Source organism: Shewanella sp. Shew256 (genome assembly GCF_002196695.1).
Classification (GTDB): Bacteria; Pseudomonadota; Gammaproteobacteria; order Enterobacterales; family Shewanellaceae; genus Shewanella; species Shewanella mangrovisoli.
This window is the reverse complement of record NZ_NAJR01000003.1, coordinates 66,540-80,727: the sequence shown is the minus strand read 5'-3', so window position 1 is coordinate 80,727 and position 14,188 is coordinate 66,540. Positions and strand designations below refer to the sequence as shown.

Annotated in this window: 10 protein-coding genes; 5 read left to right on the top strand and 5 right to left on the bottom strand. The window is 47.9% G+C overall.

Annotated features, from left to right (window positions below):
- Window positions 1–12: 12 nt before the first annotated feature.
- Window positions 13–807, bottom strand: coding sequence for a substrate-binding periplasmic protein (locus B5P39_RS06065; RefSeq protein WP_088210834.1), 795 nt, complete (start codon window positions 805–807; stop codon window positions 13–15).
- Between the two features lie 265 nt (window positions 808–1,072).
- A complete protein-coding gene (locus tag B5P39_RS06055) occupies window positions 1,073–2,230 on the bottom strand; it encodes a metallophosphoesterase (protein ID WP_088210832.1) in 1,158 nt (385 codons plus the stop codon).
- Between the two features lie 545 nt (window positions 2,231–2,775).
- On the opposite strand from B5P39_RS06055, the gene B5P39_RS06050 reads away from it, so the two are divergent.
- Entirely contained in the window at window positions 2,776–6,447 is a 3,672-nt protein-coding gene (locus B5P39_RS06050) for a PilC/PilY family type IV pilus protein (RefSeq protein ID WP_088210831.1), read from the top strand.
- Window positions 6,448–6,469: 22 nt separating this feature from the next.
- A complete protein-coding gene (locus tag B5P39_RS06045) occupies window positions 6,470–6,805 on the top strand; it encodes a TapY2 family type IVa secretion system protein (protein WP_088210830.1) in 336 nt (111 codons plus the stop codon).
- A gap of 128 nt (window positions 6,806–6,933) precedes the next feature.
- Here B5P39_RS06045 and B5P39_RS06040 read toward each other — a convergent pair whose 3' ends face one another.
- Window positions 6,934–7,587, bottom strand: coding sequence for a DsbA family protein (locus tag B5P39_RS06040; RefSeq protein ID WP_088210829.1), 654 nt, complete (start codon window positions 7,585–7,587; stop codon window positions 6,934–6,936).
- A 107-nt stretch (window positions 7,588–7,694) separates the two neighbouring features.
- Complete coding sequence (locus B5P39_RS06035; RefSeq protein WP_088210828.1) at window positions 7,695–8,594, bottom strand: MBL fold metallo-hydrolase; 900 nt, start codon at window positions 8,592–8,594, stop codon at window positions 7,695–7,697.
- 187 nt (window positions 8,595–8,781) lie between these two features.
- Here B5P39_RS06035 and B5P39_RS06030 point away from each other — a divergent pair, with 187 nt between their 5' ends.
- Together B5P39_RS06030 and B5P39_RS06025 are read left to right on the top strand one after the other, a co-directional pair.
- A complete protein-coding gene (locus B5P39_RS06030; protein WP_088210827.1) occupies window positions 8,782–9,705 on the top strand; it encodes a LysR family transcriptional regulator in 924 nt (307 codons plus the stop codon).
- 266 nt (window positions 9,706–9,971) lie between these two features.
- Entirely contained in the window at window positions 9,972–10,979 is a 1,008-nt protein-coding gene (locus B5P39_RS06025; protein WP_088210826.1) for a TIGR00341 family protein, read from the top strand.
- Window positions 10,980–11,055: 76 nt separating this feature from the next.
- Here B5P39_RS06025 and ettA read toward each other — a convergent pair whose 3' ends face one another.
- Window positions 11,056–12,723: an energy-dependent translational throttle protein EttA gene (gene ettA / locus B5P39_RS06020; RefSeq protein WP_088210825.1), complete on the bottom strand. Its 1,668-nt coding sequence runs from the start codon at window positions 12,721–12,723 to the stop codon at window positions 11,056–11,058.
- A 190-nt stretch (window positions 12,724–12,913) separates the two neighbouring features.
- Between ettA and glyA the strand changes: the two genes are divergently transcribed.
- Window positions 12,914–14,167 carry a serine hydroxymethyltransferase gene (gene glyA / locus B5P39_RS06015; protein ID WP_011625551.1) on the top strand — a complete coding sequence of 418 codons (1,254 nt, stop codon included), beginning with the start codon at window positions 12,914–12,916 and terminating at the stop codon, window positions 14,165–14,167.
- The last annotated feature ends 21 nt before the right edge of the window (window positions 14,168–14,188 follow it).

The window sequence follows — 14,188 nt, the reverse complement described above, 5'->3', positions numbered from 1 at the left end:
CTAGTTATCGGGCTAAGGATGTGCTTGTGTTCGTATTTTTTCTATCGGATCTGAAGTAGATAGAAGTTGAGGGAATCGGCTTAAAATCGCGGCTAAACGGCCATCTTTCTTCATTGATTCAAGGCCTTTGTTAAATTCTGCCACTAAGGTTGTTTGATCGCTAACGGCCAAGGAAACCCCTAAATGAAATACTTCAGTCGCGATAGGATCACCAACCTGCTCGAAGGCATCGGTATATTCATCGCCATGTTGTTTGGTTAAATACTCAGCAAGGTTGTGACCTATTAAGACTAAGTCGATGCGTTTTAGAAATAATTTCTTAAGATTCATCTCATCAGAATTACCTTCCTCTGTGGTTAACCCCGCTGCAGCTATCTCGGGCGGATTGGCATAGCCGCGGCCAATGCCTATGGTGAAGGGCTTTAGTTCAGTTAATTGACTAAAACTTAACGGATTATCCTTGCGTTTATAGAACACAATTTGGACTGCCTGGATGGGATCGGAATAGTGTGCCCATTGCTCACGTTCTTTGCGATACCAAAGGCCAATAATGCCATCGGCTTGGCCAGTTTTAACAAGCAAGGCTGCCCGCGCGAAGGGATAGAATTTGACACTGGCATTGTAGCCGCGACGTTTAAAGGCTTCTTTGACCACAAGCGCGACGCCGCCTTGGTCGGGTAACTCACTGGTATAAAAGGGAGGGTAGTTAGTCGCGACCAGTGTTAACTCTCGTCCCGCTAAACTGGGTGCGGAGAATCCTAAGAGCTGCAATACAAGGCTAATCTTGATTAGCGACTTGAGGTTCATACTCGTCCCTTAAAATAAAGCGTCACTTTGCTGAGTATAGGGGCTGTTTGAATCTTGAGTGGGAATTTTGTGTGGTTGTCATTATGGTGAGCTCTATAACAACAGCAGTGGTGCTAACTATGGCAATAGCAATGGTGATAAGTATGGTGATCACTATCCATAACGACAGCGAAAAATAGATATTTAGTCGAATCATCGCCTCGAAAAAATAGGGCTTATGGGGAAATGCCATAAGCCCTTAATCCTTTAATGTTGTACTCATGGCTTAAAGTTGTACTTGCTCACCCTGATAGAGGCCACGGGTAAGTTTATCTTTGTCTATCAGCAATAGCTCGCCAGATTGACCATTCTTTATGCTGCTATCTATCGCAATGATTTTATTATGGTAAAGCCCAAGAACCCGATCCTGCGAGGTGTGGCCGACTATGATATGGTCAACCTTAAAGTAGTTAAGGATTTGGTCAATCTCTTGCTCGCTAAGTGCGTCTTTAAAGTAGCCTCGGTACCAAGTCGGGCCGTTGGTGAAAAACAGGAAGTTCAGCAGATCGTTTTGTTTTAGCTCTTCTTTTTTATCGTCTAAATGCTGGCGAAATAACTGGTTGGCATCGCTGATATTGAGTTTACGTTCGACCCACTCAGGGCTTATTCCACCGTGCATAAATAACAGATTGTTGATCTTCACTAGCGTGTTTTTACTGCGAAGCCAACGGCCAATTTCGGTGTCTTTATTGTAGAGCGCATCATAGCTGCGATTAAGCAATTCGGCTGAGGTTTTGTAACGCTCATTGATATAGCGTAAGTCGCCGCGAAACACCATTTGCTCGTGGTTACCCATAAGTAAATGTAATCGACCGCCGGCGGCTTGCGCCTCCTTATCTAACTCATATAAAAACCACAGAACTTCGTTGACTTGATGACCGCGGTCGAACATATCGCCTGTCATCACCATATGGCCATCACCAAAGGCCCAATGATTATTTTCATCAATAATCTTGTGGGCTTTAAGCAAATTAATCATCACGTCAAATTGGCCATGCACATCGCTCAGGGCCACAATTTTACCCGCATGGGTATAAGTGTCGGCTTCAACCTGAGGGGCTGCGTTATGGCGTAAAGGTTGTGGCAAGTTGCCGCAATCATTGGGGCGAGCCAATTGATTGTTTGCGATAGGAGTTTGTTTTAACTCACTCTGGCAGATCCAGTAGGCAGTGTTTTCTTTTCCTTGGTCGAGAAACACATAGGGGCCATCGGTGACTGGGGAGTTTGGCTCTGCACTGTAACTGGCAACGGAAAAAAAACTGAGCAGTGAGAATAAAACTCCTCGAGCGGCGATATTGCTGCGCTTTTTAGGTGACACGGACGAACACACATCCCGCGATGGGCTGTTGGCATGGGGTAGGCCTGATTCGGAGAGTATGCGCATTCGATGTTCCTTATTATTGTTTTACGTCACCTATTTAGGGCTGGTTAGCATAATGTTAATAATTGAATGCGGCAAGAGTCATCAAGAGGGGATCTGTTCATGGGTAAGCGATTGAAAGTCATGCTTATCTCAAAGAGAACTTGAGAGTTTATATTGAATACTGCGTTTTAAATGAGAGTGAATTTATTTTTATCAAAACCATTTAAATAAATATTCTATTTAAATTTACATCGTTATTTTAATCGTGCTGTATACGGTTATTTTTAAACCTGTTCATATCGATTTATTCCACTTAGTTGATTGGGTTACAATGTTTGATTAACGCTGATATGTGGATATTTGTGTTGAGGTTTAAATATTTTTGTTTATTTATTGCCAAATAAGTGTTGATAGTGGTAAAAGTCACGAGTATCACCTAATGGTATGATTTTACTGTGCTTCATTCGGTAATTTTTGCTTTTCTATTTTAAATCGTGCGATTTAATTTATTAAATCCTAGGTGAAAGTGTTTTTATTTTTATCTAAATAACAGATATGCATACCGTATGATTCCGTTTTTATTCAAATGCCAGCCACATAATCGGTTGGTATCCTCTATTACTCGTGCTTCTTCACTGATATCCCTTAACACTCGACCTCAAAACGTTCGCCATACGTTAACGTCCGTCATTTCTCTTATTCTGTCGAGTTTAATTGTGAGTGCGGCCAGCTTATTTATGGCGCCGACTCACGCCGATGATACTGAGCTTTATGTTTTCGAAGCGTCGGCCCGTAATGGCTCACGTCCGCAGGTGCTGATTATTTTCGATAACTCGGGCAGCATGAGCAGTCTCGCCTATGATGTCGAGGCGCCCTACGAGAATAAGCGCGCAGTAAACTATGCCCAATCGGGTAATTTATTCTATAGCCGAGGCTCATCGGAAAACGCGGCTGCGCCCAACCCTAGTTCAGGGCGGGAAAAACGTAAGTTCAAAGGGGCGCTCAATGGCTGCGAAAGCTCATGGGAATATCTGAATCGTTATGGCACCTTTACGGGATTCTTTAGAGAATATGGTTTTTCGGGAAGCTCGGGGTCTTGGAGAGAGTTTTCAGAGCTTAACGGGAGTTCCATTTCCGCCGTCGATTGTTTTGAGGATATTCAGGAAAACAAGTTCGGTAACGCTACAGGCGAAGCCCAAGGTTTACCCGTGGATAGCCTAGGGACGGCGAGCAAACCGGTTCGTTACACTAAAGCCAGTATTAGCTCGTCAGACAGTGTAAAGTCCGCGGCCAAGGCTAAGGCGGAAAAAACCGCGTTTGGTACTGGTAAAGTGGTTACCGTCTATACCGAAGATTACTTAAACTGGCTGCATGGTCCTAAAACTAGGGTCAATAAAACGCGACTGGCCTTGGCTAAAGATGCGATTGAAAGTGTGATTCTAACCACGCCGGGTGTGGATTTTGGTCTAGCGATTTTCAACATGAATGGCCCCTATGATGGGCAGCGTGACGGTGGGCGGATTATCTCTGGGATTAAGCCCATGTCCGCTGCCGCTAAAATTGATCTGCTCAAAGGGATCAATGATATTAACTACGCTCAAAATACCCCCTTATGCGAAACCCTCTATGAGGCGTACCGCTATTTTGGCGGGCAGAGTCAGTATTTTGGTGACGACGATAGCGATTACCATTATTACGATCAGTGGGGGCGCTATCAAGGGACTTACCAAGCGAAAAGAAACCCTTTTACCGATCCCGAAGCATTAGTCGTGGGGACCAATAATTATAACTCGCCCTTCAAACGTTGCCAAAACGAAGCCTATATTATCTATATCACCGACGGTGAACCCACGTTGGATAACGCGGCCGATGGTTTGGTTGAACAGTTAACTAAAGGTGTGGGAAAACATACCTCAAGCCCTGTCAGTTACCTTAGTGCGCTTTCGGGCTGGATGAGAAACGAAGACGTCAATCCTCATTCTGCGGGTAAGCAAACCGTTAGAACCTTTACCATCGGCTTTAGTGAAGGTGCGGCCAGTGCCGAACATTTACTTAAGCAGACCGCCGAAAATGGCGGAGGTAAGTATTTCGATGCGACCGATGCCAGTAAGTTACGCTCTTCATTACAAACGGCTTTAAACAATATCCTCGAAAAAAATGCCAGCTTTACCTCGCCCTCGGTGGCAAGTAATAACTTTAACCGAACGCAAACCTTTGATTCTGCTTATTACTCTATGTTCTTGCCGAACAAAGGGCCGAGATGGTTAGGCAATATCAAGAAATTTAAGGTGACCAGCAGTGGTGATGTTGTCGATAGCAAAGGTAACAATGCGATAGGCGAAGATGGCAACATCAAAGCCGAGGCCTGCTCCTATTGGACCTCGGCCGAAGAGTGTGGTGCGAGTGGCGATGGTAATGATGTGAAGCGGGGTGGCGTGCTAGGTGCAATGCAGCAGGCGAGTAGTCGCACCTTGTACAGTAATTTAGGCACGGGATTAAGCCCGTTTACCCTGTCTAATGCTTCTCGCAAAGCGGGGGGCGATGCACGTTTGGCCTTGTATATGGGGGTCGATGAAACTGAGCTTAGCGAGCATTTTGATTGGGCCAAGGGCATCGATGTCGATAATGACAAGAATCAGGACCTCAGTGCCGCGAGTGGCGCAACCCCCAATTGGCGCGCCGATATTATGGGGGATGCTTTACATTCCAAACCTTTAGCACTCAATTTTGGCTCTGAAGATCAGCCCGATATTCGGATTATCGTGGGGACTAACCATGGGCTCCTGCATATGTTCAAGGATGAAGGCGATAGCGTGTCTGAGACTTGGGGTTTTATCCCCTATGAGTTGCTGCCGAATTTTCGCGATCTGAAGGCGAATGCACCAACGGGCGTACACTCGGTATACGGCATTGATGGCTCGCCAGTCGCTTACACCAAAATGCAGGGCAAACGTATTGAAAAAGCGTGGGTGTTTGTGGGGATGCGCCGTGGGGGAAATGCTTATTATGCCCTCGATATCACTTCCCCCGATAATCCTAGTTTTATGTGGAGGATTGATGCCAGCTCACCGGGAATGGGTGAGTTAGGTCAATCCTGGTCGACGCCTGTCGTCACCACGATTCCGAGTGCCACTGGGGATAAACCCGTGCTTATCTTCGGGGCGGGATATTCCCCTGCGACTAAGGATGGCGCCGAGATTGGCAGCGACGATAGCCAAGGCCGAGGCGTGTTTATTGTCGATGCCGAAACGGGCGCATTAATTCATCAATTTGGTGGCAGTGGCGCCAATACCCAACTGCCTGGGATTGCGAATAGTATTCCGAGCAGTGTTGCCGTGTTAGACGGTAATGGCGATGGTAGAACGGATAGGATCTATGCCACAGACACCCAAGGGAATGTGTGGCGAATGGATATGCCTTCTGCAAATACCTCGACTTGGTCGGGATTTAAATTTGCCGTATTAGGGGATAGGAGTTCGGTGGCAAGTGACAGACGATTCTTCTCCGGCCCTACGGTCGCGCAGACCATTATCACTAATACTTTCGAGTTAACTCAGGTGGTGAATGGGAAATCGACCAAGACAGTGACTAAGCAGAATATTCCCTACGATGCCGTAGTTGTAGGCAGCGGTCATAGGGCGAAGCCTAACGATGTGTCTCGCTCGGATATGTTTTTTGCCTTGCAAGATAGGAATGTTGTGACCCAATCATTCCAAGGTAAACCTAATCAAAAGCCTGTGCCGAGCGCCTTAACTTTAAGTGACTTATACGATGTGACTGCTGCCGCACCACAGGATCAAGCTAGTGAAATAGCCTTTAGCAAAAAACGGGGGTGGTACTATCAGTTCCCTCTGAAAGGTCAAAAGAGCCTTTCGTCTGCAATCATAGTTGGGGGTGCTGTTCAGTTTACTAGCTTTGCACCTGGCAGTGATGCTTTGGCGGGCCAATGTTTGAGTTCGGGCAGGGGATTTCTTCATAAGAGAAATTTACAGAAGGGGACAAATGGTTACAGAACCGATTTCTTGTATGCCGGTGAACTGGTTTTGGATACACCGCAATTGGTCGTTCCCCCTGCTGCACAGCCCGATGATCCCAATGCTAAGGCTCCCACGCAGGATATGTTTTTGATTGGGGTTGGTAAGGCTGTACCCGAGGAGGCGACCTGCGAGAGCGGTAATCCTAAGTGTATTGGTAGTTGGCCCAAAGCACGTAAGATTTACTACTACGTAGATCAATGATGTAAAGCCTTAGCAAATTAACATGAGTGATAGCTTAATGATGAAATATGGTGCCGTTTGTCTGTTGCTGTTATGGGGGCTTCAATGGCATGCGATGGCGGCAGAAAAAGAGAAACGACAGGATTACAAATGCTATTTAGAAACGAATCAAGGATTTAAGCTGATGCGTTTCTCCTGGTTTGAATCTAAAGTCGAGCAGTATCAACTGTCTTTACCCGGAACAAAATTACCCCGTTTACCGCAGGATAAGCCGATAGCGCTCTATGTTAAGACGGTGCTGGAATGTGTGAAAAAGACGGAGAGTTTTACCCTCGAAGAGGCCAAGCAAGCCGAGCTTGCTCCTGAAAATCAAGGTTAACCGATTAGCTAAGTCTTTAAAGATACTTAGATAATCGCTTTGTGCTCAGGACTAAAATATGACGCCTTAGGTAGTAAACTTCCTAAGGCGTATGCTTTTAATTACCAACTTGATAAGAACGCTGCCGATTAGGATAGCTGCTCTTTCAGATATTCAAGCCACTTCGAAGGTTGACCGTAAAAGCGGCTGTGATTGATAAGCTTTAAGTGGCCTTCATCGGTCTCTAGCGCCACAGAGGGAAACCCTTGGGCGCCGAGCTGATTCATTAATGCCCGCGAAGCGACGATATGTTGATAAAGGGCTTCTTCATTTGCGGCGTATTCCCGGGCGAAGGCAGCGCCATCTATTACCAATTTTTCCGCTAAAAGATGCAGGTTATTTTCATCGCTTGCGCACTTGCCATCGCGATAATGGGCTAGCTGCAGCGCATGTAAGTAGGCTAAATCATCGCCTCCTAAGGCAGCCACGGCGAGTAACGCCCTGATGGGCGGCGCCGAATCCAATAGGATACTCGTGTCACGCAATAGGCCTTCGTAGTAATTTTCACCAAAGGCTTGTCCGGTTAGCGCGGCAATACGTTGATCATGGGGTATCACATAGTCGCGCCATTGATTATCAATCTGTTTGCGTCTTGGGCCTGTGAGCATGCCGCCCGCGTGGAGTTTGATGCTAAATCCGGCAGCGGCAGCGGCATCAAACAGCGGTGCGGCCGCATAACTCCAACCGCACAGAGGGTCGATAATGGCATGTAAAACGGCTGGTGGATTTTCAGTGGTATTCATGGGGACTTCCTATAAAACGAGCTGAACTGAACTTTGGTTTTTGCTTGAGTGCTAACCGAGGCTTACATCAGAGTGAATGGGGCAAGGAATACCATGCCCCGATGCGCTTACATGGGCCAGCGCATTTCACCCATAATCACTTTGGCGCTGATCTCAAGGCCCACATCGCTGGGGATTTGTGGGTAGAGTGCGAGCATTTTGGCAATTAGGTCCGCAGAATTTTTTGCTGTTTTAGCCGCATTTTCAAAGGCATGAATATAGTCGCGGGTAAAGCTAATCGCGCGCTGATCAAATCTTGCCTTGCCAAGATAATGGCCTGGGATCACCGTTTCGGGGGAGAGGGCGCTCATTTTATCCAAATGGGCTAACCAAGCCTTACGAGACTCGATACTCTGGGTATCAGCTATCCAAACATGCGTGTTATCAAATACTTCAACGCCGCCAGTGATGGTCTTCGCCGAAGGTACCCACAGGAAGGTATGCTTAGGGTGAGCATCCTCTAGACCTTCAATCAGCACTTGTTCACCGTCGATACTAAAGCTATTGGTGGTGACCACCTTAGGCAGCACTAATTGGCTCGGTGCATTGTCCTTTAAAATTGGTCCCCAGTAGGCGAGCTTGCCCTCCATCGAGGCTTTAATATCATCGACTGTGGTTTGGGTGGCGACGATTTCTACCTCGGGAAAGTTTTGCTTAATCACATCCAATCCAAAGTAAAAGTCTGGATCGCTGTGGCTGATATACACCAAGGTAAGTTTTTTACCGCTGGCCTTAATGGTATTCACTAAGGTTTGGGCATCATTTTTTTGGAACTGAGCATCGACCAACATCATTTCATGCTCGCCACTGATAAAACTGGAAGACACTGCAAAGATGCTGTTTTCACCCGGATTAAAATGGCTCACTTGCAAAGGTGCGGCCTGCGCCGTAGCCATCCCCGCCACCAGCATTGCCGCGGCGAATTGGGGTTTGAAGCTGGCCAAGCTTAGGTTATTCAATAGTGTCATTTCAGTTCTCACTTATTCATTCAAATTGGCATTCGGTGATTTGCACTGCTGCAAAAGTGAGCTTAGTTTAGGTTGCAAAAAACGTTAGATAAACACGGAAAATTGCGCTTGTTTGTTGCATAATTCGGTTGAATTGGCGTTAAAAGCCGAATATCTAGTGCAAGCTAATCCACAAGGGAGAATAACCATGGATAGACTCGAAGCGGCAAAGGTGTTTGTGACTATTGTCGAACGGGGGAGCATGATTGGCGCCGCCGAGGCGTTAGATATGTCGCGCTCCATGGTGACCCGTTACTTGGCCGAGATGGAGGAGTGGTCGGGCGCCCGTTTATTGCACCGCTCCACAAGACGTTTGAGCTTGACCAGTGCGGGGGAGCAAGTGCTCGATTATTGTCAGCGCTTGCTTGAGCTAGCGCAGGAAGTGCCCGCCGTCAGTCATGCTCAGAGTGCCCAGCCCAGAGGATTATTGCGGATCAGCTGCTCGCAATTTATGGCGCATTTACTCCTTCCCACCGTCGTGCGTCCATATTTGGCCAAATACCCGCAGGCGAGTGTGAACTTTCATGTGTCGAGTCAAACCGTTGATTTAGTGGCTGAACGAATCGATCTTGCCATTCGAATCACCAACGAACTCGACCCTACGCTTATCGCAAGACGTTTAGGCGAGTGTGAGTCTGTGGTATGTGCGGCACCGAGTTATCTTGCCAGCTATTCGGCCATCACGCATCCCGAAGATTTAACCCGGCATAACTGCCTGACCTATTCCTATTTTGGCGATGTGATGTGGCGATTCACTCAAACGCATGCCACCGCGAAGGCGACGCCAACGCAGGAAGCCGGGCAGATATTTAATATTCCCGTGAAGGGCAACCTAAGTGCCAATGACTCTATGGTGGTGTTAAATGCCACCTTGGCGGGGGAGGGAATTGCCATGCAGCCCCTGTGGGCGGCAAAACCGCACCTCGATTCGGGAGCATTAGTGCCATTGCTGCGGGAATTTAAACCTCAGTCCCTAGGAGTGTACGGGGTGTATCAATCCCGCAAGCATATGCAGCCCGCCTTAAGGGTGATGATGGATATGTTAGTGGAGCATTTTAACTGGGCAATTTAAGGGCGTGATCTTGAATGCGCGACTTGCAACTTGTATTTGCATCTCTATGAGATAGCGGCGACTGGGTTGCGTTGTTCATTCGACTTTGTCCCTCGGTTAACGTCACTTTGGAATCGTTATTCAGCCTTAACTCCTTCCTTCGATTTATATTTTGCGTCAGACGCTTAAACCCCATTGCGGCTATTTTCTGTTCAGCTATATTGGTTGGGATATTTTTGTTTTAAATGTGCAACTTAGGTCCCATCCTCCCTTGCTGAGCAGATGATATGAGCGAAGATATTAAAGATCACAAAGAAATTACCCGCGCGAATATTCGCGTCAATGCCCAGCTCGATGTGCCCTTTTTGGCGATGAACACCCTAGCGGCTATCATCGCCAGCTACGGACTCTTGGCCAACAGCGCCGCCGTGGTCATTGGTGCCATGATTGTCGCTATGCTGTTTTCCCCCATTTTAGGCTTGGCATTAGGGCTGGTCGAAGGGGAAAAACTCTTAGTTCGCCATGCCATTAAGAGTTTGATCGTGGGGAGTATTCTGGTTTATTTCACCGCCTTTTTAATTGGCTTTCTGCATTCCGATATACCTATCACGCCGGAGATCATGGCGAGAACGGCACCGAACTTTCTCGATTTAATGGTCGCGTTTGCGGGCGGTGCGGCAGGTGCCTATGCGACCATTTCGCCGAGGTTAAGTACTTCCTTTGTGGGGGTGGCGATTGCTACCGCATTAGTGCCACCCCTGTGTGCCTCGGCGATACTGCTAGGTCATGGGAATTTTGAACTCGCCCGAGGAGCCTTCTTACTGACGTTTACCAACATAGTCGCCATCCAATTTGTGTCCTCCGTAGTGCTGTGGTTGAACGGTTTTCATGGATTTTATTTTTGGCAAAAAAGCTCACTGTGGGAGTTGCTGAAACGTAACTTCATTACATTGATACTGCTGGTTATTTTAGTCATTGCCCTCAGCGTGAATCTGCATAATGTGGTAGCAAGGCAATTGTATGAGAGCAAAGTGACTCGCATTGTGAGTGAGCAGTTACTCAAGTTCCCCAATATGCGGTTGATTAAAGTTGGGATTGAGGAGGAGGCGAGTCAATGGATAGTGCGGGTCACCGTTGGCGGAATTAAAAAACCAGATGCCAGCTTTGTGCGACTACTGGAGAGTGAGTTGACGCAGACAGGGCAAGAAAAACCAGCAACCGTGCGTGTGCGTTATTTTCAGGTCGATGTGATTGACCGCGATGGTGATGTGAAAGCGATTCAGGAGCAGGATTAGTAGGCTTAACTTTTTGTGCATTTAAAGAAAAGCCCCGCAATTGCGGGGCTTTTTATGTACCTGTAAACGATTGCGCTTACTTGGTCATACGCTTGTATTTTAAGCGGTGTGGCTCAACCACATCGGCGCCGTAGGTGTTCTTCAACCACGCCGAGTATTCGGTGTAGTTACCTTCGTAGAAGTTCACTTGGCCTTCGTCGCGGTAGTCTAGAATATGGGTCGCGATACGGTCTAAGAACCAACGGTCATGCGAAATCACCATGGCACAACCTGGGAATTCGAGGATGGCTTCCTCCAGTGCGCGCAAGGTTTCAACGTCTAAGTCGTTGGTAGGTTCGTCGAGGAGCAGTACGTTACCGCCAGCTTGCAGCAGTTTAGCTAAGTGAACACGGTTACGTTCACCGCCCGACAGAGTGCCGATAACCTTCTGTTGATCCGCGCCACGGAAGTTGAAGCGGCCCACATAGGCGCGGCTTGGGATTTCCATGTTGTTGATACGCATGATGTCTTGACCACCGGAAATTTCTTGCCAAATGGTGTTCTTGTCATTCATTGAGTCACGGAACTGTTCAACTGACGCTAATTGCACGGTTTCACCCAGCTCTATGGTGCCGCTATCTGGCTGCTCGCTGCCAGACAGCATGCGGAACAGGGTCGATTTACCCGCGCCGTTAGCACCGATAATACCGACGATCGCGCCCTTAGGAATGGAGAACGACAGGTTATCGATCAGCACGCGGTCACCGTAAGACTTAGTTAAGTTATTCACTTCGATAACTTTGTCACCTAAACGCGGTCCGGGCGGAATAAACAGCTCGTTGGTTTCGTTACGTTTTTGGTAATCAGAGGTATTCAGCTCTTCGAAGCGCGCCATACGGGCTTTGCCCTTAGACTGACGGCCTTTCGCACCTTGGCGAACCCATTCTAATTCTTTCGCAATGGTCTTTTGACGCGCGCTTTCTGCGGCAGATTCCTGCTTCAAACGGGCATCTTTTTGCTCAAGCCATGAAGAGTAGTTACCTTCCCATGGGATACCCTCACCACGGTCAAGTTCTAAAATCCAGCCCGCGGCATTGTCGAGGAAGTAACGGTCGTGGGTAATCGCCACCACGGTGCCCGAGTATTCCTGCAGGAAGTGTTCGAGCCAAGCGACTGATTCGGCGTCCAAGTGGTTGGTGGGTTCGTCGAGCAGCAGCATCTCTGGCTTTTCCAGCAGCAGACGACAAATCGCCACACGGCGGCGCTCACCACCCGATAAGACTTCAATCTTCTCGTCCCAATCTGGCAGACGCAGGGCGTTCGCCGCACGCTCGAGGATGTTGTCTAAATTGTGGGCGTCCTGCGCCTGAATGATGGCTTCGAGTTCACCTTGCTCTTTGGCAAGCGCGTCAAAGTCCGCATCGGGATCGGCGTAAGCCGCATAGACTTCGTCTAAACGTTTGAGGGCATTTTTGGCTTCAGAAACCGCTTCTTCAATCGCTTCACGCACGGTTTGCGTCGGATCGAGTTTCGGTTCTTGCGGCAGGTAACCAATCTTCAACCCTGGCATTGGGCGCGCTTCACCCTCAATTTCGGTATCGATACCGGCCATGATGCGCAGTAGGGTGGATTTACCTGAACCGTTAAGACCTAATACACCGATCTTAGCGCCGGGGAAAAAGCTTAAGGAAATGTCTTTAAGGATCTGCTTCTTAGGAGGAACAACCTTGCCCACCCGCAGCATGCTGTAAACAAACTGAGCCATTTTTCTGCATCTATAAGTGACTAATGATGCGGCTAATTCTACTCGATTGCGCGCCGAACTCAACTCGGCATTGAGGCGAGTTCAAGGTAAAACTGTAGGATTTTCATGTTTCAGAGACTGGGATTGTCGGCTAGTTACGAGTAGAATACCGCGCAACCCTACCTACAAGAATTGGCAGCTGGAGTAAGCAATGCTGAAAAAAGATATGAATATCGCAGATTATGATCCGGAACTGTTCAACGCAATTCAGAACGAAACTCTGCGTCAAGAAGAGCATATTGAGCTGATTGCTTCTGAAAACTACACCAGTCCACGCGTGATGCAAGCGCAAGGTTCACAATTAACCAACAAGTACGCCGAAGGTTATCCTGGCAAGCGTTACTACGGTGGTTGTGAATATGTGGACGTAGTTGAAACCTTAGCGATTGAGCGTGCAAAACAACTGTTTGGTGCGACCTACGCAAACGTACAACCTCATTCAGGTTCTCAAGCAAACAGCGCCGTTTACATGGCATTGTTAAAACCAGGCGATACCGTTTTAGGTATGAACCTTGCTCACGGTGGTCACTTGACCCACGGTTCACCTGTAAACTTCTCCGGTAGACTGTACAACATCATTCCTTACGGCATCGATGAATCAGGCAAAATCGACTATGACGAAATGGAACGTCTGGCGGTTGAACATAAGCCTAAGATGATGATCGGTGGTTTCTCTGCTTACTCAGGCATCGTTGACTGGGCAAGAATGCGCGAAATTGCAGACAAAATCGGTGCTTACCTGTTTGTCGACATGGCGCACGTTGCGGGTCTTATCGCCGCTGGTGTTTATCCAAACCCAGTGCCACACGCACACGTTGTGACGTCAACCACTCACAAGACCTTAGCCGGTCCTCGTGGCGGTATCATTCTGTCTGCTGCCGATGATGAGGAGCTATACAAGAAGCTGAACTCTGCGGTATTCCCAGGCGGTCAAGGCGGTCCTTTGATGCACGTTATCGCGGGTAAAGCGGTAGCCTTCAAAGAAGCTTTAGAGCCAGAGTTCAAAGCTTACCAACAACAAGTGGTTAAGAACGCTAAAGCTATGGTTGAAGTGTTCTTAGAGCGCGGTTACAAGATCGTTTCTGGCGGTACTGACAACCACTTAATGCTGGTGGACTTAATCGGTCGCGACCTGACGGGTAAAGAAGCCGATGCCGCTTTAGGTAGCGCGAACATCACAGTAAACAAAAACTCTGTGCCAAACGATCCACGTTCTCCATTCGTGACCTCTGGTGTGCGTATCGGTACGCCTGCGATCACTCGCCGTGGCTTTAAAGAAGCTGAAGCGAAAGAGTTAACCGGTTGGATCTGTGACATCCTCGACGATGCCCACAACCCAGCAGTCATCGAGCGCGTAAAAGGCCAAGTATTGGCACTGTGCGCCCGTTTCCCTGTTTACGGTTAATTCGTTAATTTATCTGAATAT